Genomic DNA, 21299 nt, shown 5'->3' on the forward strand with positions numbered 1-21299 from the left:
CCTCGTCATTCTGGCTCGCAAGCTTCTGAGAGTCGCATGGGCAATCTGGCGCAGTGGAAAAACCTTTGATGCAAGCCAGATGGGCGTACAAAACGCTTGCGTCAAAACATAGAACCTCGTTGCGCGGCTGCGCCGCTTCACTCAAACAAATCGGGCCAGTCAGATGACGAAGCACGCTGCGCGTGCCCACCTCGCCACTGCGCGTCTCGGCGTCACCAAGGCGCCCGGCCAGATGCCGGCTCAGCCCTTTTCCACCTCGCTCGTGGCGTGCACAGGTCGCTGGTTCTGGTGAAAATCACGAGCTAGGCTTCGATGGATCAGTGCTGTTGCGATCGCTGTCAATGGGTGCCCGTGCCTGTACTGTCGCTGAGCTAACGCTTGGTCTGCTGTCGTGCCAGCAACCGTGGCAGCACTCAAGCGGGGCGATCAAAGGCTGAGGTGGTGTGCGGCGTGGCGCCTTGGGGACGCCGAGCAGCGCAGTGGCAAGGTGGGCGCGCGCAGCGCGCTTCGTCATCTGACCCGCTGGCGTTGTTCGACCGGAGCGGCCGTCAGGGCGCGCAGGAAGTTCGCCAGCGCCACCTTGCCTGGAGCAGCGCAGGGCAGTCCTGCCTGCGGCAGGACCGTCAACATGAAGCCCCGCCGCATGCCACCTCGGCCGCGCCCCGCGCTCTCCCGATAGGCGCTATGCGTTGCCTAAAAAAAGCCGCTCAGAACGTTTCCCAATCGTCATCCGACTTGGGGGCCGCAGCCGCCACAGTAGGCGCCGGCAAGCTGGGCCGTGGGGCGGGTGCGGAGGGGGCAACCGGCTTGGCCAAAGCCACACTGGCTGCGGGCCGCGGCTTGATCACCGGCGTCACCTTGTGCACATGGGTGTCTTGCCCCATGGCCCCACCTTGCGCCTGGCCCAGCTTGAACGCCGCCACCGCCTGCGCCAGCTTGGCCGCCTGGTCCTTCAGGCTCTCTGCCGCAGCGGCAGATTGCTCCACCAGCGCCGCGTTTTGCTGCGTCATCTGGTCAAGCTGGTTGACCGACTGGTTCACGTGCCCGATGCCCTGGCTCTGTTCGCCCGCCGCAGCCGTGATCTCACCAATGATGTCCGACACCCGCTGCACGCTGCCCAGGATCTCGCTCATCGATTGGCCCGCGTCCTGCACCAGCTTCGAGCCCGACTCGACCTTCTCGCTCGACGAGTTGATCAGGGTCTTGATCTCTTTGGCCGCTTGCGCACTGCGCTGCGCCAGGGTGCGCACCTCACCAGCCACCACGGCAAAACCACGGCCTTGCTCGCCGGCACGGGCGGCTTCCACCGCCGCGTTCAAGGCCAGGATATTGGTCTGGAAGGCGATGCCGTCAATCACCGTGATGATGTCGGTGATCTTGCGGCTGGCGTCATTGATCTCGGCCATGTTGGACACAACCTGCTGGACGATCTCTTCGCCGCGGTGGGCCGCGGTGGCCGCGCCAGTGGCCATCTGGTTGGCCTGACGGGCCGCATCGGCGCTCTGGCGCACGGTGTTGGTCAGGTCGGTCATGGAGCTGGCCGTCTGCTGCAGGTTCGAGGCGGTGTGCTCCGTGCGCTGCGACAGGTCCTGGTTGCCCGATGCGATCTCGGACGAGGCCGTGCTGATCGAGTCGGTCGCATGGCGGATCACGCCGATGGTGTCGCGCAAGCGGTGCGTCATCGTGATCACCGAGGCCTTGAGCGAGCGGGTGTCCTTGGGGTTGTGCTGCAGCGCCAGGTTCAGGTCGCCCTCGGCGATGCGGCCCACCAGGTCGCGCAGGTCGGCGGGCTCGCCCCCCAGGTCACGCCAGACCGAGGTCACGATGGCCTGCGAGGCCACGCCCAGCACCGTCAGCACGAGGATGCCGGTCAGCACCGTCACCCACAGGTTGTTGTTGACGCCCTGTGTGGCGCTGCTTTGCGCCTCGTCGATGGCGGCCTTGGCGGCTTTCTTGTGCTGCTCCAGCAGCTTTTGCAGGCTGGCCTGCGCGCCTTGCATCTTGCCCAGCTGATCACCCGGGTCCTGCTTGCTGACCAGCGCGCGCGTGGCCCCGATGGCCGAACTCTGGTAGGTGTCGAAGACGCTGTCCAGCTCCTTGGCCGTGGCGGCCTTCTCGGGCAGCTTCTGCATGCCCGCCAGGGCTTCGCGGGCCGTGGCCACCATGGCGTCGGTTTCCTTGAGGCGCTCGCTGTCACCCTCGGCGGCCGCGGTCTGCAAGGTCAGGCGCAGTTGCTCGGCGCTGCGGTCAATGGCCGTCACATAGGCCATGTGCGGGTTGTCGACCTCATGCAGGTGCGCCAGGACACTGGAGGTGCGCTCACCCACGAAGAAGCTGACCGCGATGCCGATGACAAACACGGCAGCCGCACTGAGGGGCAGCACACGGATCCGGGTACGAAAGTTCATAGAGCCTCCTGCGCGCGCAGCGCAAAGCGAAGACGACCAACTGCGTGTCGACGCCATCGGGATCATCTCGCTCGCCGTGGCCGGTAAACGTGTGAAAAGTCCGTTTTCCCGGGGCCTTTACTGGCCTTGTCAGGGGCTTCCTACAATCCCCGGATGCAACCTTCGTCGCCATCACCCTTGTCGCCCCTGTCCAGCCCCCGCACCGTGATGGCCTGGGTGGCCCTGCTGTACTTCTCGGAAGGGCTGCCACTGGGGCTGTTCTACGACCTGTTCCCGGTCAACCTGCGCCAGGCGGGCGTGGGCCCGGCCGAGATCGGCTTGCTCAGCCTGCTGGGCCTGGCCTGGACGGTCAAGTTCCTGTGGGCGCCGCTGATCGACGCCTGGCGCGGGCACCGCTGGTGGATCGCGGGGGCCAACGCCGGCATGGCCCTGGTGCTGGCGACGCTGGCCCTGCACCCGCAGGCGCTGGGGCAGGGCGCCACCTGGCCCTGGGCCCTGCTCGCTGCCTTCACCATGTTGTCGGCCACCAATGACATCGCCACCGACGGCTACACGATCGAGCTGCTGTCCAAAGGCCAGTACGGCGTGGCCAACGGCCTGCGCATCGGTTTTTACCGCGTGGGCATGCTGGCGGCGGGCGGCCTGCTGGTCGTGGCCGGCAGCCTGGGCGAGCCGGGCCACCCGAACTGGACGGCCGCCTATGGCCTGGGCGCCGTGCTCATGCTGATCAATGGCGCGTCCATCCTGATGGCGCCGGCCCAGCCTCTGCGCGTGGCGCGAGTCGAGGGTGCATCGGCGCGCGAATGGGAGGCCGTGCGCCAGCAACCGCTGTGGCTGCTGGCCCTGGGTCTGGTGCTGGCCGGCCTGCTGTGGCCGGTGCTGGGCCCGGTTGCCAAGGCGGTGGGCTGGGAGGCCGTGCAAGCTGTCAGCGGCACCTGGTGGTTCAAGGGGGCGGTGCCCGTCGGGCTGATGTTTGCCGGGGCCGGGCTGATGGTGCGGGCGGCGCACGGCCCGCAGGCCCACGCCATGGCCGATGGCCCCGTGTTCGGCGCCTGGGTGGGGCTGTTGGCCCGTCCGGGCATGCTGCCCGTGCTGCTTTTCATCCTGCTGTTCAAGCTGGGTGATGCCGCCATGGGCTTCATGGTCAAACCCTTCTGGGTGGACGCGGGCTTCACCCCGGCGCAGATCGGCCTGGTCAGCGTCAATGTGGGCCTGGGGTTGTCGATCGCCGGTGGCCTGGCGGGCGGCTGGTATGTGGACCGCGTCGGCATCTTCAAGGGCCTGTGGGTGCTGGGCCTGGCCCAGGCCTTGTCCAACCTGGCTTATGCCCTGGCCGCCTGGTATGTGCCGCACACCGAGCCTGGCATGCAAGTGAGTATTCACTATCAAGCGGCGGTTTATGGCGCCAGCGGCCTGGAGAGCTTCACCAGCGGCCTGGGCACCGGCGCCTTCATGGCCTTTTTGATGGGCATTGTCGACAAGGAGCGCGCCACCACCGAGTACGCCATCCTCTCGTCCATCTTCGCGTTTTCGCGCGCCGTGGCGGGCTGGGCGGGTGGCCTGGGGGTGGAGCAGATGGGCTACGCGGTGTTCTTCTTCTTGACTTTCTGGCTGTCGTTCCCAGCTTATGTGCTGTTGCCATCCGTCCGGCGTATGCTGGACAAGGCCGGGCTGCGTTAAGTCTGCAGGCCCTTTTCCTGTTTCCTTGGTGTCGTGATGAGTCTGTCTGGTTTGAATCGAATGGCTTCCAGCCTCCTGTCCGCTTGCGTGCTCTCGCTGGCCGCGGTGGCGCCTGTGGCCATGGCGCGCGAAGGCGTGGAGGTCGAGCGTGGCACGTCCGTGCTGGCGCGCCTGGTGCCCGCCGAGCAGGTGGAGGCTGCCGCCCAGCAGCAATACCTGCAACTGGCCTCCGAGGCCAAGACCCAGGGCGCCTTGCTGCCCGACAACCACCCGCAGGTGCTGAGGCTGCGCACCATCGCCAGCCGCATCATCCCTTTTGCGATGGACTGGAACCCGCGTGCCAAACAGTGGCGCTGGCAGGTCATCGTGCTGAACTCCAAAGAGCTCAACGCCTTTTGCATGCCCGGCGGCAAGATCGCCTTCTACACCGGCATCCTGGATCAACTCAAGCTCACGGACGACGAGGTCGCCATGGTCATGGGCCATGAAATGGCGCACGCCCTGCGCGAACATGCCCGCGAGCAGATGGGCAAGACCTCGGCCACCCGCATGGGCGCGGGGCTGATCTCCAGCCTGTTCGGCCTGGGCAATATGGGTGATGCGCTGCTCAATATGGGCGGCCAGTTGCTCACCCTGAAGTTCAGCCGCGGCAACGAGTCCGAGGCCGACCTGGTGGGCATGGAGCTGGCCGCGCGTGCCGGTTACGACCCGCGTGCGGGCATCAGCCTGTGGCAGAAGATGTCCGCCGCGTCCAAGGGCGCGCCGCCGCAGTGGATGTCCACCCACCCTTCAAGCTCGAACCGCATCCAGGAGATCCAGGCCAATCTGCCCAAGGTCATGCCCTTGTACGAGAAAGCCCCCAAGCCCGATCAACGCTTTGATGCGCCACGCAAGATCGGCGCGGCCCATCTGGCCACCGAGCCCCTGGCTTACTGGGGCGTGGCCGATACGCCGCGCTGATCACAGATAGGGGTTGCCTACGCGCTCTTCGCCGAGGGTGCTCTCCGGGCCGTGCCCGGGCGTGAAGGTGACGTCGTCGCCCAGGGGCAGCAGTTTGGTTTTGATCGCGTTGATCAGGTCGGCGTGGTTGCCACCGGGGAAGTCTGTTCGGCCAATGCTGCCGGCAAACAGCACATCACCCACGAAGGCGTGGCGCGTGGTGGGCTCGTAGAACACCACATGGCCGGGCGTGTGGCCCGGGCAATGCAGCACCTGCAGCTTGCAAAGGCCGATCTGCACCGTGTCGCCCTCCTTGAGCCACTGCGTGGGCTTGAAGGCCTCGGCCTGCGGGAAGCCGAACATCTGGCTTTGCTGGGGCAGGGCGTCGATCCAGAACTGGTCGCCAGGGTGCGGCCCGATGATGGGCAGGCCCAGGGTGTTGGCCAAGTGGCCGGTGGCGCCGGCGTGGTCGATGTGCGCGTGCGTGAGCCACAAAGCCTTGAGCGTCAGGCCACGCGCCTCGATGGCTTCCAGCAAGGTGCCGGCATCACCGCCCGGGTCGATCAGGGCCGCCTCCTTGGTGTCCGTGCACCAGACCAGAGAGCAGTTCTGTTCAAAGGACGTGACGGGGATGGTGAGACGTTGGAACATGGCTGGAAGAGAGGTATCGGATAACATAGTTTCAAAACGCATTGATTCGAAACGACTTTTGGGAGCGTAGCACTCTGTGGGTAGGGTGCCCCAGTCAAATCTGGTTGCTGCCGATAAGTTTTGGCAGTTGAATGGCGACCAAGTTCGAAACCAGTCACTCGTGCCATGCGGGCGGCGTGGCGGTCTGCAAAGCAGGCGATAGCAGCCTGACCTGTGCAGAGACCGCTAAGTCAATGCACGGCCCACGTTGTGAGCTGGGTTCACAGATTGTTGCGCCGCCACCGTCGCTCCCCGAAGTGCACCCACGCAGATATCGATCAGTTTCTGGCGGTCGCCCTGGGCGCCGTGATCAAGCCAATCCAGCACAGCCTGGATCAGGAATGCCAGCCAGGCGCGGACAGCCAGGTAGGGCAGCGACTGGGGCGCCGGCGTGCCCCCAAGCGCTGTGAGGATGCGCCTGGTTTGCAGATCGAGATTGCGGTTGACCACCTCCTGGACGGTCTGCTCCAGACTGGCGGCACTGCGGAATATGGCCCGATACATATGCGGATGGCTTTCGACATAGTCGAGATAAGCCCCCAGTCCCGTCTGCAATTGCTCGGCCGGTGACAGCGAAGGATCCGGGCGCGTGACCTCCAGGATCTCGTCATACCCAACCTGGACGATGGCCGCGAAAAAGACCCGCTTGCTGGGAAAGTAGTGATACAGCAGCCCGCGGGACACCCCCGCCTGTTGTGCGATCTGGTCGATCTGGACTTCGTCGTAGGCCTTGCTGCCGAACACGGATGTACCCACAGCCAGCAAGTGCGCACGACGGGCATCAGGCTCCAGACGCGGGCCAATGGCCTCCTTTGGCAGACCCTTCTTCGGCATGCACCCTCTCACTGTTTGACACGCAGTCAACAGTGTACGCATAATTGCACTATTGAACGTGTGTTCAATAGTGAGTGCCTGCACTCAGGCAGCGGATGCAGCGCAGGCGTGTTCATGCCTGCATGGAACGCCTCGTTGCCCCCCAGGCCTATGGACATGGAATGAGATCTATCAAAGACGCGCTGCGGCGGATGTTCATCACTAACTGCATGCTGAGCAGGACCACCGAGCTGGCCGCTCAGCGGCTGGGGGCGGGCTTCTTTCTTCCAGCTTTGTTCGTCCAGCGCTATGCGTCCATGGGCGGCCTGGATCCTGGCCTCTTTGCTGCGCAACTCAACGGCGTGCGGTCCTTCAAGGATGAAGCCTGGTGCGGATACTGGAATGCCCTGGCCCGAGAACAACTGGCATCCATCGAGACCGTGCTGCCCGGCTTTGCCGGCGCGTTCTCTGCGGTGCCCGCCGATGCCGCAGATACCAAAGGCCTGAATTGGGTCGCGCTTCGTGATGCCTTGTCACCCTTTGGCAAGCGGGTTGCGGCGTTGATGACACTGAACGAAGCGGCTGCTGCGGTGTCGTCCGTTGACAAGCAGGCATCGCCTGGCAGCCACCGAGCCATGACAGCCTTGAGAAGCCTGGTCAAGGCCATCACCTACTACCAGGTCAGCGCGTTCCCGGGCGGGACGATGGCCCGCATGGAGGCCTACGCGCGGTCGCGCGCGCTCTTCGACGAATTGATCGCCATCGTGGGCCCGCTGGTGGGCATGGTGATCGAGAAACACCAGATCGAGGTGGATGGTGACGCGGTCGAAGGCTATCTCGTGACGCCCGCTGGAACCGCGCGCCATCCGCTGGCCATCATCACCAACGGACTGGAGGGCACGGTTCAAGAGTTGGCGATTCCCTTGCTCCGGTACCACGACTCAGGCATGGCCGTGTTCATCATGGAGATGCCTGGAACCTACGGCTATCGCCAGCGGATGTCATTGGCCTCCGAGGCCATCTATCACGCCGTGATCGAGAACCTGTCTGGCCACAGCCGCATCGATCCACTTCGTGTGGGCTTCGTCGGTGTCAGCTTCGGCGCCTATTGGGCGGCGCGGATGGCTGGTAGCAGCAAGAAGTTGCGATGTGCCGTCGCTTGCGGGGCGCCCACGCATCATTCGTTCAAGGTCAAGAGCACGATCGGCATCCCCGACATCATCATCAAAGCCCTGCTGAACACCACGGGTGCCCACACCTTGATGGACCTTGGCCTGAAGCTGAAGGCCCTGTCGCTCCAACAACGCTACCGTCAGATCAACATCCCCTTGCTGGTCATCAATGGCGATAAGGACACCTTGCTCAGCACGCAGGACTCCATCGATCTGGCAAAGGGTGCCCAACAGGGCACGCTGAAGCTCTACCCCAACGACGACCACTGCGCCATGGGGCACTACAACGATTGGCTGGACCTGTCGCAAGCATGGTTGCGCGGGCACCTTGTGCCTGATACCAGCAGAGCATGAGCTGCTCATGTCCACTCCACTATCCACACCACAGGAGAACGCAATGCGCTGGCGCCGTCAGTATTCAGGTCATCTCATGTCCAAGGTTTGGCAGCTTGAAGAAGCGGGTCAATGGCGCTGGGCCACTGCAGAGGAAGCCGCAACGCGGTCTTGGTTGCCCGAACCCATGAGCGATGTCACCTTGCCGCTGCAACCACTGTCATTTCGAGACTGCAGCCTCTATGAGCAGCACTGGATTCAGTCATCAAGAGGCTATGCCAAACGCTTCATGCCGGCCGCTCACGTGTTCACGAGCTTGTACGAACGGCTGTTGCGCAAACCATTCCCGGCGTTCAAGCCTCACCCTCTGGCCTACCGCCAGCCGGTCTACTACTTTGGCAACCACTTGAGCTTCGTGCCCAGCGGCACGCCCATCCGGCCACCCCGCTTCACGAAGGCGCTGGATTACGAGCTGGAACTCGGCGCCGTGTTGCGCAAGCCTTTGCTCAACGCTACCTACCAAGAGGCGCTCGATGCGATCGGCGGCTTTGTGGTGGTCAACGACTGGAGTGCGCGTGATGTCCAGCGCAGCGAGATGGCCACAGGCCTGGGGCCGCAGAAGTGCAAGCACTTTTGCAGTTCGATGTCCGACGAGCTGGTGGACGCACAGGACGTGCTGCCCCGCATCGATCAACTCCAGGCCTTCGTCGAGATCAATGGGCGGATCGTTGCCAGGACCAGTACCGCCAACATGCTGCATGGCTGGGCCAAGACCTTGAGCCACCTGTCCACCGACGAGCCTTTGTGGCCCGGAGAGCTCATTGCAAGCGGCACGCTGCCTTTCGGGACAGCGCTGGAGAATGGACATTGGCTCCAGCCTGGCGATACGCTGCGCCTGATGATCGAAGAGGTGGGGGAGATCAAGCACCAATGGGCCACATGAACAACGCGCGCTTGATCGCGGCAACGGGCCGTCAGCGCACCCGGATGGGCGCACTGCCACATTTCGACGAAGGGCTCTACGAGCTGAGGGCAGACACCTACGCATGGATGGTCCCCAATGGCAGCTGGGGAGAAACGAACCTGGGCCTGATCCGTTGTGGCGATCAATCCGTTCTGATCGATACCTGCTGGGACCTGCATTTCATGCGCGAGATGCTGGTTCATTCGGCAACGGTCATTGAGCGCGCGCCCATTTCGCATGTGATCAACACGCATGCCGACGGCGACCATTGCTGGGGCAACCAGCTGTTCGCAGATCGGGTCGTTACGTCGACGCAGGCCAGCGCCCGGCAGATCCACCAGCATCCGCCTGCACAGTTGCGCGCACTGCAATGGGGGTCCAAGCTGTTCCAGCGCTTGCCCATCGGAGATGTGGATGCCTTGGGGCGCTACATGGGCGACATGCTGCGCCCTTATCGGTTCGGTGGCGTGAAGGTGATGGCCGCCAACCAGACCTTCAGTGGCACCGCCACGATCGAGGTCAATGGCGTGGTTTTGCGGCTCATGGAAGTGGGGCCTGCTCATACCGATGGGGACTGCATCGTGCATGTGCCGGAGCGTCAGGTGGTCTACACCGGCGACATCCTGTTTGTGGGCGTCACGCCGGTAGCGTGGGCCGGTCCCGTCTCTCGCATCGTATCGGCCTTGGAGCAGGTGAAGGCACTGCACTCCGAGGTCATCGTGCCCGGGCATGGTCCACTGGCGACCTTGGCTGATGTGCAATCGCAGATCGACTACTGGGATTGGCTGCAGTCCAGCCTGGAACCAATGGCCAGGGCCGGCATGCCCCCTGAACCGGCCAGCCGCCATTGCCTTCAATCTGAGGGATTCAAAGATTCGCCTTTCGCCGCGTGGATCGCGCCTGAGCGTCTGTTCACGTCGGCGTGCACGCTGTATCGCGAGTGGGGCCTGGACACGGGCGGTCTGGTCGGGCCGCTGGGCGCCTTGGATCACTTCCGCAAGCAAGCGCGCCTGACATCTGGCCTTGCAAGGTCTTCTGTGTAAACTTTTTGTATTTAACGACAGTCGATTGAAAAGCCGATGTCTGCTGTGTCCCCGGTCCACGCCTTTCAACCCGATGCCTTGGGCGATCTGGACGCCGTCGGCCTGGCAGAGCAAATTCGACGGGGCCACGTGTCGGTCAGGGAAGTCACGGAAGCCGCCATCGCCCGTGCGGAGCAGGTCAACCCTCGTCTCAACGCCATTGCGTTGCGCACGTACGATCAGGCGCGCGCCTGGGCGGAGCCCTCGCCTGGAGGCGCTACGCATGCGCAAGGAGCCTTCGCCGGTGTGCCCACCTTCATCAAGGACACCGCGGATTTGGCAGGCTTTCCGACGCAGTTTGGTTCGCGGATCTTCAAGTCGGCCAAGGCCAGGCGACACGACCCCTTTGCTGCGCAGCTGTTGGCGCAAGGGTTCAACGTGATCGGCAAGTCCACGCTGCCCGAGTATGCCTTCAATGGCACCACCGAATACCAGGACGGCACGGCCACGGCCAACCCTTGGCACACGGGCTACTCCGCTGGCGGCTCATCAGGGGGCGCCGCTGCTTTGGTGGCTGCAGGCGTCGTGCCCATCGCCCACGGCAATGACGGAGGCGGCTCCATCCGCATTCCGGCAGCGGCCTGCGGACTGGTGGGGCTCAAGGTGTCGCGTGATCGTTTCGTCAATGGCGCGGTGTCTCGCTACCTGCCCTTGAATCTGGTCTCTGAGGGCGTGCTGACCCGGTCGGTGCGCGACACCGCCATGTTCTTCGCCGAGGCAGAAAAGACGTTCTACAACCGTCGCCATCCTCGCGTTGGCTTGGTGGAGGGGCCCAGCACCAGACGACTGAAGGTGGGGCTGCTGTTGAGTGCGGCTGGCGATGTGCCCGTCGACGCGAATACGCAGGCGACGCTGCTTCGCACGGCGCGCTTGCTCGAGGCCGCGGGCCACGCTGTGGAGCCTATTCAGGCAGGCCTGAACAAGCGCTATGTCGATGCCTTTGTGCTCTACTGGGGTCTCATGAGCTTCAGTGTGGCGCGCTTCGGGCGCCTGATGTTCAAGGGCTCCGACTGGGATCTGTCTCAGTACGAGGGTTTAAGCCTGGAGCTGATGCATTTCTTCCAGCGCAATTGGTTTCGCATGCCTTCTGCATTGGTGGCTTTGCATCAATTCAAGCGCTTCAATCAAGTTCACTTTGCGCCGTTCGACGCGGTGTTGAGCCCGGTGGTGGCGCATGCCTCGCCTGCACTGGGCTATCTCAGCCCGCAGCGTGCGCCCGAGGAACTGTTGCCGCGACTAACAGGCTATGTTGGCATCACGCCCATGCAGAACGTTCTGGGCACCCCCGCCATTTCATTGCCGATGGGGATGACCAGCACGGATCGACGGCCGATCGGCATCCAACTGTCGGCACAGGCTGGTGACGAATCAAAGCTGCTGTCGCTGGCTTTCGAACTGGAGGCGCAGGTGAAGTTTCCACGCATTGAGGCGCCTTGAGTCGCACATTGCTTGAGGTCCCCTTGCTGTGGGATGAAGGTCTGGCAGACTTTGAAGCCGGCCATTGGGTTCGAGATGTCACTGGTGCGTGGATGCCCGTTGTGTGGCACAAACCGTGAACTCAATGTCCGAGCATCATCGGCAGCAATCGCTGCACAACCGACACATCGATGATGTGATGTCGGCTTGAGGCTGGGGCCGCAGCTCGGTTCCCATCGGCGTATGTCGGCGATTTCTGAATGCGGTCACTCGAAACCTGACGACCTGGCTGACCACTTCAATCTACCGGGGGCGGCAGACTTCCCCCGACCAACAGGCGCCTCTCCTCAGGTAATGCGTTTCCCCCTTAGCATGCCAGGGGGCAGCCTGCTTCGTTTCCGGGGCGGTCCGACTTGGAATTACGCTTGGGAACACATACCCTAGAACGACGACGAGGGAGAGAACATGGACAAGCTGAAGCTCCAGCTGGAGCATTGCTATGGAATCCGCAAACTGGACGTTGTGCTGGACTTCGGTGGCAATGCCGCTATCGCCATCTACGCGCCCAACGGATCGATGAAGAGTTCGCTGGCAAGCACCTTCCAGGACATCGCCGACAGCAAGGCATCTCGGGACCGGATCTTCCCGAACCGCGCCACCGTGCGTGTGGTCCAGGATGAGAACAGTGCCGACATCGGCGCTGCCAGTGTGCTTGTGCTCAGGCCTTATGAGGAATTTGCCAGCAAGGGAAACGCCACTGCGACCCTCCTGGTGAATGCCGCCCTCCGGCAGGAATACGAAGCGTTGCACGCGGGCGTCACTGCTGCGCGGGCAGCCCTGATAACCGCAGTCAAGGCCACCGCAAAAACCAAACGACTGATTGAACGCGAGGTCTTGTCGGTGTTCGCACCTACCAGCGGGGATTTTGATGCGACGCTCGCCAGTTTGAAAGAGGAGTTAGCCAAGGACTGGGAACCCGTCTTCAAGGACGTGCCGTATGACGTCTTGAACGACGAGCGGGTCGTCGCGTTCCTGGCACAAGGTGATTTCCGCACGGCTATCAATGACTACACGAGGAAGTACAACGAACTGCTCGCGGCTTCGAAGTACTTCAAGAAAGGCGGCTTCAACTACTACGCGGCCACCAACGTGGCCAAGGAGCTGAAAGCCAGCGGCTTCTTCAAGGCCAAGCATTCGGTGAGCCTCAACGGCGAAGAAAAAAAGGAGATCAACTCTGAGGCCGAGCTCCAAGCCCTTGTTGATGCGGAGCGCGCCAAGATTTCTGAGGATGCTGCGCTGCGCCAGAAGTATGAGGAGCTCGAGAAGCAGATCCAAAAGAACGCGCAGCTCCGCGAGTTTGAGTCGTACTTGCAAGGGCACGAAGACCTCCTGCCTGAGCTCGCCGACCCGGCTGCCTTCAACAAGAAGCTCTGGATGTCGTACCTCAAGGCGAACTACGCTCTGTACGTGGACCTGATCAACAAGGTCGAACAGGCTGCCTTGCGATCAGCCGAGATCGAGGCACAGGCTGGCCAGGAACACACGCAATGGCAAAGCGTCATTGACATGTTCAACAACCGCTTCATCGTCCCTTTCCATCTTGAAGTGGCCAACAAGATTCAGGTGGTCTTAGGCAAGGAAACGGCACCTCGTCTGGGCTTCGTGTTCAAGGACGGCAACGACCATGCGCCAGTCGAGCGGGACGCCCTCTTGCAAACACTCAGCACCGGCGAGAAGAGGGCGTTCCACGTCCTGAACATGCTGTTCGACATCGAGGTACGTCGTGCGGCTGGTCAGCAGACACTTCTGGTCGTTGACGACATCGCGGACTCCTTCGACTACAAGAACAAGTACGCTATCGTTCAGTACCTCTCCGACCTGGCTGAGGATCAGCACTTCAAGCTGCTCATCCTGACCCATAACTTCGATTTCTACCGGACCATCGAGAGCCGCCGCCTCGTTCAGCGGAAGAACTGCTTCATGGTGTCAAAGACGACTGGCGGCGTCACGCTCGAGGCGGCTCAGGGCGTACGCAACGTCTTTATTAATGCCTGGAAACCAGCGTTCTTTACCGACGACCGCAAGAAGATCTGCTGCGTGCCCTTTATGCGCAACCTCATCGAGTACACGAAAGGCGAAGCCGACCCGGATTACTTGCTCCTCACTTCGTTGCTTCACTGGAAGGGCGGCACGGACCAGATCACCGTGGCGGATCTTGATGACATCTACACAAGGCTGTTTGGTGCCGCCGGACAGTCGGGCAACCCTGCGGCCCGCGTCGTTGATCTTCTTGCCGCAGAGGTCGCTGCCTGTCTGCAGGCACCGGACGGCATCAACTTCGAGAACAAGGTCGTGTTGGCGATCGCTACCCGCCTGCAGGCTGAGCGGTTCATGGCCGCCAAGATCAACGATGCGGTCTGGCTAGCCGGTATTACCGCCAATCAGACTCCCGCGCTCCTGAAGCGCTACCGAGCCGACTTCCCTGCGGAGCTCGACAACGCGGGCGTCATTCAGCGCGTTCTGCTCATGACGCCGGAGAACATCCATCTGAACTCGTTCATGTACGAACCGATCTTGGACATGTCCGATCTGCACCTACGCCGCCTTCACGCGGAAGTCGTCGCCATGATTTAGCAGCAGTAGGCGAGCCAATGACGGCTTCCGGTCCTGAAGCGTGAGCTTGGTTTCACGCCGAGGAAGACCGCACCCGCTGCGAAGCGGGTGTACGGAATGCAGAATGGTCGCTAGAAGCGTCGCTTCCGTCTGGTAGCTAGCCGTTGCCTGCTCGTTGCTTTGCTTCCTGGTCCGACGATGCCTCCGTCCATTCAATCCACATCAATCATCCGGCCTGGCGCGGCCGGGGATCAGCTTGCACCCTGCCTGCCCGGGCATTGCAGAGGCAGGAACAACTCCGTGATGGCTTGTTCTTCCGGGACATCGGGGAAGAAGCTGACGCGTCGGCAGAACATGGGGAAATCTCGCAATTCCTGACCACTGCCGGGGAGCCAATCGCGGTACAGGAAGGTGGCTGCGGGTTCCAGGTCGTTGGCGCATCCAACGATACGCAGCATCGCGCAGCGCCCGGCGGGGATCACGGTGGCGGTGACCCCCTGGTCGTTCTGGGGCACAGGGCGGTCTGTGCCGGCGCACAAGTCCACACGGAAGTCCTCGGGAGCCGTGTCCTGCTCGACATGGAAGATGTTGTAGGTCGCGCTGACCGCACGTGTCAGCCCGACCGATTGGCGCCAGGCGATGAACTGCCTGATCGTTTCATGCAAACGGGAGGGGGCACCATGGTGCGTCAGCCGGGCAACGGGAATGGCGGGAAGGTCGACCAGTTCAACTTGATCCAAGGTGAAAGTGTTGTGCATGGTGGCGCTCCTCGATTCAAGGATGAAGGGATAGGGCAAAAGCAAGGAGACCCATGTGGGTGACTGGCGATATGCACTTGGCGTGCGCCCAACCGACTCCTTGAACGCCCGTGAAAAAGCCTCTGGGGTGTCGTAGCCCGCTGCCAGTGCGATCTCGGTCACGGACATGTGGGCGTCAAAGGCCAGTTGCGCCGAGGCCCGCTGCAATCGGCACAGACGGAGATATCGACCAATACCAATCCCATAAGCGGCGCTGAACTGGCGATGAAAGTGGAACTTCGAGAATGCCGCCACGTCGCACAGCGTCTCGATGCTGACACCCTCATCGAGATGCGCGTTGATGTGATCCAGCACACGGGCAAGCCGTGCGCGATAGTGTTCTTGGGTCAGCGCTTTCAAATCAACTCCCGCCTCATGCAGCCACGGTGGTCATGATGCAGGTGTTCAGGCTGACACACCTGACAAAAGTTGCTGACATGGGTGAGGATCCGCTGGCATTTTTTCGCGGCGGTAGCCCACGTCCATGGCATGGTGTATGCGCTGCCCGCCGTCACGGGCATGATCAGCCCCTCATGGGCACGCTGCCTGCTACAGGTTCATGAGCAAGCCCCGTCAATACCGGGCGCGAAGGAGTTCACCATGACGTCAAACGACATGATCGACATCCTCATTGACTTGATGGAGGCCAGCAGAGACGGGCAATGGGGCTTTATCGATGCCTCGAAACACGCGTCCTGTGCCGATCTCCGCGATATCTTTGCCGCACGCGCCGAAGACTGCGCCTGTGCCATCAGCGAGTTGAAGGTTTTGCTGGGCCAGTGTGGTGGCCGAGAGGACGGCGCCGATAAGGTGGTCGATGTCGTCAGCAGCCACCGGATCGCGTGCGATGACCAGTTTGATCGCTGTACCGACCTGACCCTGCTGGAAGCATGCGAGCGCCGCGAAGACGTGGCCGAGGCTCATTACCGCCAGGCATTGGACAAGATGCTGCCGGAACCTGTTCGCAGCTTCGTTGAACACCAATACCAGGGGGTGCGACGCAACCATGAACAGATGCGCCGTCTGCGTGACCGCTTTCGCGCGGCCTTGGCCCATTAGAACAGGCTGCGCTTCACGAGCACGCATGAGCCTCATCCCTGGATGGGCAGCTTTTGAGCGGTGCTCAGGTGCGCACGCAAGATGGCCAAGGCCCCATTGGCATAGTCAACTATCGCGGGGTTCTGTGCCTCTCTCATCGCTTGCTCGAAGAGCGCAATCATGCTTTGCTGTGCTCGGCTACCCGCGATCTGAACGAATTGCCTGTCGAAGCTTTCCGGCGTGGCTTGAACCAGCCCATCCAGGGTCTGTTGTCTGGCCAGGGACAGCGACACCGGCAGGGGTACATGCAAACGCGAAGCCAATTGTTGCAGGCCGCCTGTCATGGCCGATTGGTCACTGATCAACATGGCGGCGTAGGACTTGACGGCCGAGTCGTCGGCCCGGGTGGCCGCGATTTCCGCCGCGCGGGCCTCGAAGATGAGCACCTCCCCGGCCTGCGCAAAGAACTGAGCCTCCGTGGCGTTGAGCATGATGGGTGGGGGCGCGGGCTCGGTCGCTGTGGTGGTGGCCTGCGGGCCTGAAGCCGCAGCGTTGCCAGTGTTCACCGGCCCTGCGCCAGGTGGCGCGCTGGCCAGCATGGGCGACAAGCCATCGCTGCCGGGGGCCATCGGGGCAGATGCGCCATAAAGCGTCGGTGGCGCAGATCGGCCCGCGCCGTCGGCCACCGTGGTACGACCGGCACCTGTCGATGCACGTACGTCATCTGCCTGCACGTGCGATGGTGCCTGGTCGCATCCGCTCAGCAGCAGCATGGTATCCAGCACGATGAAGAGAATGAGCCCTGATAGGGCCGACATCCGCCGTTTCATGGTTGCACCTCCACCCATATCTGGTCTGATGCTGGTGGCATGCAACGTGCCCGTTCTTGCCGCACCATCGCCATGGCCAGCCTCCACCTGCTTCCGTGTGATGCCTGCCACTTCACACCATGAAGTATTTGCAAGGCAGCGGTAAAGCTTACCTGTTGCCCGGCACATCGCAGGCGCATCCTCCTGCGGCAGCAGCATGGCTGGTGCGGGCGCGCCGTTTGCTACAAGAGATGGTGACGCCCGCGCTGTCCATCCCGATCAGCGCCAAGGTGTTCATCACACGACTGAAGGAGAGTGACATGCGGATTCCCAAATTCATGATTGCATCGACGGTGTGCCTGGCGGTGGTTGGCGGCACGGCGCTGGTCTACGCGCAAAGCCCTGACACCAAGCCAGACAACCCATCTGTGCCGTCTCAGACCGCGCCGCAGGCTGATCCATCCCCATCCCCGATGGGTTCTGGCGGCTTGTCCGCACCCAGCCAGCAGCAAACGCCCAACTCGATGGGGACGACGCCTGACAACAGCGCCCATCCCAATACCAATACGATGGACAACTCACCTTCCAATCCCTCGAGCCCGTCCAGCGCCACGCCGTCCAGCGAACGCCCGGCTCGCGCAGACCGCAACTGATCGGCCAGGCTGACGCTGCATCTGAGATGCCGGGCGTGCCCAGCATCTTGGGTGGGCGCGCTTGGCCCCAGAAACCATGTGGACACAGCTCTGGCTCGACCTGATGGAGGGCATTGGCCGAGGCCTGGTCATGGCGATCGCCATCCTGGCTGTGCTCTGTCCCAATCAGCTGGAGCCGGCCAAGCCATTCCTCTCCGGTGTGTCGGCTCAACAAGGGCAAGAGGAGGTGGGGGCGGATCTGCTTTCCCGTGACGCCCGGCAGGTTCGCCAATGGATCCGCGACACGCATGACAACCAGCAATCGGCCTTTCTGGTCATCGACAAGCGCGCAGCCAGGTTGTATGTGTTTGATGAGGATGCCAGGTTGCGCGGCTCGACGTCCGTGTTGCTGGGTGCCGCCCGCGGTGACGATACCGTGCCCGGCATCGGCCAGCGCCCGGTGGCAGAGGTCAGACCCGAGGAGCGCACGACGCCGGCGGGCCGCTTCCTGGCAGAGCGAGGCCATGACAGCCGTGGCGAAGATGTCGTGTGGGTTGACTATGACGCGGGGGTGTCGATTCACCGCGTCCTGACCACCAACCCAGCAGAGCACCGTCTGGCTCGTCTGGCGTCCCCGGACATCGCAGACAAGCGCATTTCGTACGGCTGCATCAACGTGCCCGTGGCCTTCTATGAGGCCCAGATCCGCCCCGTGTTTGAACGCCAGCGGGCCTTGGTGTACGTGTTGCCAGAGCGCAAGCCCATCCAGCAGGTGTTTGCGATGGCCAGCAGCGCCGCCAGGTAAGGGGCGTCAGGTTGGTCGGTGGCCGTCTTCCGTCATGACATAGACGACACCTTTGCGGTGCCCGAGCACAGCCTGGACCACATCAAGATAGAACGCCACCGGCACCACGACACAGCCCGCCGATATGCGCTTGTCCTGAGGGTTGCGGGAGGCCATGCGTTGTGCGCGCCTTTCCTGCGGTGGGCTGGGGCGAAGGCGGTGAATGGCCAAGGCCGCCGTGTAGTCAATCCACACGATGGCCTCGCCAACCTCGTTATGACCTGGTTCGCTGACGAAGCGCCCGGCCGGTGTCGTGCGATCGGCAAGGCTCAGGCGCCTGGCTTGCGTGCGTTCGCCCGTACCGGGCACGATCGCATCGCCCTTGGTCTGCCCTAGCAAGACAGTGGATTGGCCAGCCAATGTGCCGTCTGCGCGATAGACCAGGATCACCGAAGCGATCTTGTCGACGATGGCAAACGGCATGCCTTGGTGATCCCCGGTTGACAAGACGTACCGGGCGTAGTCCAGCGCGACCGAGGACGCCGCCGCGCCTCCTTGAGTCGATGTGGTGGCCGGGGCCGCTGACAGGCAAACGCCTGGTGCGCTTGACATCACCAGGCTCATCCACAAGAGAACAATGTGCCGCATCCAGCCGTCGCCCATATCGCCAGCAAACGCTCGCTCAGGCCAATCGGCAAATCCGGATCGGATGCGAGTGCACGCGCGATTTTAGGAATGCGGCGTCAAAGCGATGACGGCAATAAACGGCTGATGACCTCCCAATTGTCTCGAGCGCGAGGGCTTTGGCCCTCTGGTCGGGCCCCGCATGACGACCGGCTCGACGCCTTGGCGGCAGGCAACACGGGTGTCCGCTAGCCTCGAAACTGTCTGGCGGCAAACGCCCACACCATGCGGGATGCATCCGGCCCCCTGTCATCACTGAATGGGTGCCTGGCCGCGCCGCCACTCCATGCGTGGCCGAGCTGCCCGACCTCGACCAGGGTGGCGACCATGTGCCCCTGGCGTTTGAAGTCGGTCACCGTCATGGGGTAGCGCTTGCCGCGCTGAACGTGGCGCACGTGGCCCGCCTGCGCACCGGCCGCGGTCGCCCAGACCCGTACCGCTGCGCGCCCGTTGCTGGCCGAAACGATGAGGTCCGCTGCACCATGAATCACCAACAGCGGCGGCCACACGGCAGCCACCGACAGCGAGCTGGCTGCCAGCGGTTTGGTTGTGCGCTGGCCGTGCATGGCGCCAAGGGCCGACAGACCCGAATGCGCCGTGCCAGGTGGGATGCCCGAATGCATGATCAAGGCCTTGAAGCGTTCGGGGTAGCGCGTGACAAGCAGCGCCGCCATGCTGGCGCCCGCTGAAAGACCCGCTACGGCGATGTGAGCCCGATCGACCGGGCACATCAGGCAGACCTGGTCAATGGCTTTCATGATCAACGCTGCTTCGCCATATGCGCGACCACCATCGGTGTCGAACCAGTTCCAGCAGCCTTGTGCGTTGGCCATGCGCTCTTGCTCCGGGTAGAGCACCATGAAGCGTTCTCGGGCCGCGACCCGGTTCATCCGCGTGCTCGCGGCAAAGCTCCTGGCGTCCTGTCCGCAGCCATGCAGCATCACCAGCAAGGGCAGTTGCTCGCCGCGCTGTATATCGGGTGGGCGGTAGAGCCGGAATCGACGCACGCCTTTGAGCCCGATGGCCACGCCCGCAATCCAGTCCCCATCACCTTGTGGTGGCCCCTTGCGGTCCATCGTGTCCTTGAGCGCCTGCCTCACCATGCGCTTGCCCACCCCCACGCTGCTGCGGGTGATGACGGCCATGCTGCGCTTCAGCGCCTTGGCCCACAGGGCGGTATGGGTGCGTCTTCTCATTCGGGCCATTCATTTCAGCGAAGCAGGCTCATGGTGCCTGCATATTTCGGTGCCTTCGGTGCGCTTGCGCACGGTGTGTGCTTGGCTCAGCGTCTAGGCTCACCACAGGCTTTCACCTCGCACGAACGTGGGGGCCGGTCTTCATTCACGACTCAACAGGAGTTCAAACATGACCCAATCCCAAACGTTTTCAAACTCGCCGATGAAGGCATCGAGCATCATCGGCACCAGCGTCGTCAACCCCAAGCATGAAAGCCTCGGCGACATCAAGGAAATGGTCATTGATCCGCAGACGGGCAAGGTGGCTTATGCCGTCGTGTCGTTTGGTGGCTTTCTGAGCATGGGTGAAAAGCTCTTTGCCATTCCCTTCAGTGCATTTGCCTACAACCCTTCCGAAAACGAATACGTGCTCGATGCGTCCAAGGAAACGCTGAAGGCCGCTCCCGGCTTTGATGCCGATCACTGGCCGGCCATGAGCGATGAAAAATGGAACCGTGAGCTGTCCAGCTACTACGACCGCGCGCCCTATTGGGAATAAGGCGGCGCAACGAGGCCCGGGCCGTGTCCGGGCTTTGGCCATCCCTCGACTCTGCCTGACCTAGCCCACCAACCAGTCCTTGAGCTCTTCTGCGTGCGCTTGCTCTTCACGCAGGATGTCTTCCAGCAAGCGCCGTGTGGTGGCATCGGTGTTGCCGATCAGGTCGATCATCTGGCTGTAGGCCTCGATGGCCACGCGCTCGGCCATCAGGTTGACGCGGATCATCTCCCTGAGATCGAGCGAGGCGTCGTAAGGGGCATGGCTACGCTGCGTCAACGACTCCGGCGAGAAGTCCGGTGCGCCGTTGAGCTGGACGATGCGGCGCGCCAATCGGTCCGCGTGGACGGCTTCTTCGTTGGCATGCACCAGAAACTCCTGCGCGATCTTCGCAGATGCCAGGCCGTCTGCCGTGAAGTGATGGCGCTTGTAGCGCAGCACGCAGACCAATTCGGTGGCGAGTGCGTCGTTGAGCAGCTTGATGACATCCTGGCGGCAGGAGCCATAGTGGGGCGTGATGGAGCCTTGCTCCAGATCGCGCGTGGCCGCTTCAATGGCCTTCATGTTCAAGCTCAGGCTGGGAATGGGCGGCGGCGCGCCTTCCGACGTGAAATCAGTTTGCTGTTGCGCCATGCCCTTGTTCTTGTTCGAGGGCGCTTTGTCAGTGTGGCTCATGGGATCTCCTTGAAAGCAGCGGTGTGATTCGGCCTGGCG

Annotated in this window: 19 protein-coding genes; 11 read left to right on the top strand and 8 right to left on the bottom strand. The window is 62.7% G+C overall.

The annotated features are described in order from the left end of the window. Positions 1 to 707 precede the first annotated feature (707 nt). Positions 708 to 2408, bottom strand: coding sequence for a methyl-accepting chemotaxis protein (locus tag HY019_RS08420; protein ID WP_290690282.1), 1701 nt, complete (start codon positions 2406 to 2408; stop codon positions 708 to 710). Between the two features lie 153 nt (positions 2409 to 2561). On the opposite strand from HY019_RS08420, the gene HY019_RS08425 reads away from it, so the two are divergent. Next, positions 2562 to 4088: an MFS transporter gene (locus tag HY019_RS08425; protein ID WP_290690286.1), complete on the top strand. Its 1527-nt coding sequence runs from the start codon at positions 2562 to 2564 to the stop codon at positions 4086 to 4088. 60 nt (positions 4089 to 4148) lie between these two features. Then, complete coding sequence (locus HY019_RS08430) at positions 4149 to 5048, top strand: M48 family metallopeptidase (RefSeq protein ID WP_290690290.1); 900 nt, start codon at positions 4149 to 4151, stop codon at positions 5046 to 5048. On the opposite strand, the gene HY019_RS08435 is transcribed toward HY019_RS08430, so the two are convergent. Continuing rightward, on the bottom strand, positions 5049 to 5678 hold the full coding sequence (locus HY019_RS08435; RefSeq protein WP_290690293.1) for an MBL fold metallo-hydrolase: 630 nt from the start codon (positions 5676 to 5678) through the stop codon (positions 5049 to 5051). A gap of 225 nt (positions 5679 to 5903) precedes the next feature. Continuing rightward, positions 5904 to 6551, bottom strand: coding sequence for a TetR/AcrR family transcriptional regulator (locus HY019_RS08440; RefSeq protein WP_290690295.1), 648 nt, complete (start codon positions 6549 to 6551; stop codon positions 5904 to 5906). A gap of 209 nt (positions 6552 to 6760) precedes the next feature. Here HY019_RS08440 and HY019_RS08445 point away from each other — a divergent pair, with 209 nt between their 5' ends. The 5 genes from HY019_RS08445 to HY019_RS08465 all read left to right on the top strand — a co-directional run bounded on the left by HY019_RS08445 (position 6761) and on the right by HY019_RS08465 (position 14131). Beyond that, on the top strand, positions 6761 to 8056 hold the full coding sequence (locus HY019_RS08445; protein WP_290690298.1) for an alpha/beta hydrolase: 1296 nt from the start codon (positions 6761 to 6763) through the stop codon (positions 8054 to 8056). 76 nt (positions 8057 to 8132) lie between these two features. After that, positions 8133 to 8978: a fumarylacetoacetate hydrolase family protein gene (locus tag HY019_RS08450; protein ID WP_290690302.1), complete on the top strand. Its 846-nt coding sequence runs from the start codon at positions 8133 to 8135 to the stop codon at positions 8976 to 8978. Further along, positions 8975 to 10042, top strand: coding sequence for an MBL fold metallo-hydrolase (locus tag HY019_RS08455; protein WP_290690305.1), 1068 nt, complete (start codon positions 8975 to 8977; stop codon positions 10040 to 10042). Before HY019_RS08450 ends, HY019_RS08455 begins: the two co-directional genes overlap by 4 nt. A 36-nt stretch (positions 10043 to 10078) precedes the next feature. Then, on the top strand, positions 10079 to 11518 hold the full coding sequence (locus HY019_RS08460) for an amidase (RefSeq protein WP_290690307.1): 1440 nt from the start codon (positions 10079 to 10081) through the stop codon (positions 11516 to 11518). A 444-nt stretch (positions 11519 to 11962) separates the two neighbouring features. After that, positions 11963 to 14131, top strand: coding sequence for a phage infection protein (locus HY019_RS08465; protein ID WP_290690309.1), 2169 nt, complete (start codon positions 11963 to 11965; stop codon positions 14129 to 14131). 230 nt (positions 14132 to 14361) lie between these two features. On the opposite strand, the gene HY019_RS08470 is transcribed toward HY019_RS08465, so the two are convergent. Then, positions 14362 to 15267: an AraC family transcriptional regulator gene (locus HY019_RS08470; protein ID WP_290690312.1), complete on the bottom strand. Its 906-nt coding sequence runs from the start codon at positions 15265 to 15267 to the stop codon at positions 14362 to 14364. Positions 15268 to 15522: 255 nt separating this feature from the next. Between HY019_RS08470 and HY019_RS08475 the strand changes: the two genes are divergently transcribed. After that, on the top strand, positions 15523 to 15966 hold the full coding sequence (locus tag HY019_RS08475) for a PA2169 family four-helix-bundle protein (RefSeq protein ID WP_290690340.1): 444 nt from the start codon (positions 15523 to 15525) through the stop codon (positions 15964 to 15966). Between the two features lie 32 nt (positions 15967 to 15998). Here HY019_RS08475 and HY019_RS08480 read toward each other — a convergent pair whose 3' ends face one another. Continuing rightward, positions 15999 to 16775, bottom strand: coding sequence for a DUF4142 domain-containing protein (locus HY019_RS08480; protein ID WP_290690342.1), 777 nt, complete (start codon positions 16773 to 16775; stop codon positions 15999 to 16001). A gap of 119 nt (positions 16776 to 16894) precedes the next feature. Here HY019_RS08480 and HY019_RS08485 point away from each other — a divergent pair, with 119 nt between their 5' ends. Both HY019_RS08485 and HY019_RS08490 read left to right on the top strand, forming a co-directional pair. After that, positions 16895 to 17407 (top strand): hypothetical protein, encoded by a 513-nt coding sequence (locus tag HY019_RS08485; RefSeq protein ID WP_290690345.1) that lies wholly within the window; start codon positions 16895 to 16897, stop codon positions 17405 to 17407. Between the two features lie 76 nt (positions 17408 to 17483). After that, positions 17484 to 18191: a hypothetical protein gene (locus tag HY019_RS08490; protein ID WP_290690348.1), complete on the top strand. Its 708-nt coding sequence runs from the start codon at positions 17484 to 17486 to the stop codon at positions 18189 to 18191. Between the two features lie 6 nt (positions 18192 to 18197). On the opposite strand, the gene HY019_RS08495 is transcribed toward HY019_RS08490, so the two are convergent. Next, a complete protein-coding gene (locus tag HY019_RS08495) occupies positions 18198 to 18782 on the bottom strand; it encodes a L,D-transpeptidase (RefSeq protein WP_290690351.1) in 585 nt (194 codons plus the stop codon). A 260-nt stretch (positions 18783 to 19042) separates the two neighbouring features. Then, on the bottom strand, positions 19043 to 20050 hold the full coding sequence (locus tag HY019_RS08500; RefSeq protein WP_290690354.1) for a PHB depolymerase family esterase: 1008 nt from the start codon (positions 20048 to 20050) through the stop codon (positions 19043 to 19045). A 169-nt stretch (positions 20051 to 20219) separates the two neighbouring features. Between HY019_RS08500 and HY019_RS08505 the strand changes: the two genes are divergently transcribed. Further along, positions 20220 to 20588 (top strand): PRC-barrel domain-containing protein, encoded by a 369-nt coding sequence (locus tag HY019_RS08505; RefSeq protein WP_290690359.1) that lies wholly within the window; start codon positions 20220 to 20222, stop codon positions 20586 to 20588. A 60-nt stretch (positions 20589 to 20648) separates the two neighbouring features. Here HY019_RS08505 and HY019_RS08510 read toward each other — a convergent pair whose 3' ends face one another. After that, positions 20649 to 21218 (bottom strand): ferritin-like domain-containing protein, encoded by a 570-nt coding sequence (locus HY019_RS08510; RefSeq protein ID WP_290691448.1) that lies wholly within the window; start codon positions 21216 to 21218, stop codon positions 20649 to 20651. Positions 21219 to 21299 lie beyond the last annotated feature (81 nt).

The sequence above is a fragment of the Aquabacterium sp. genome (genome assembly GCF_016195855.1).
Classification (GTDB): Bacteria; Pseudomonadota; Gammaproteobacteria; order Burkholderiales; family Burkholderiaceae_C; genus Aquabacterium.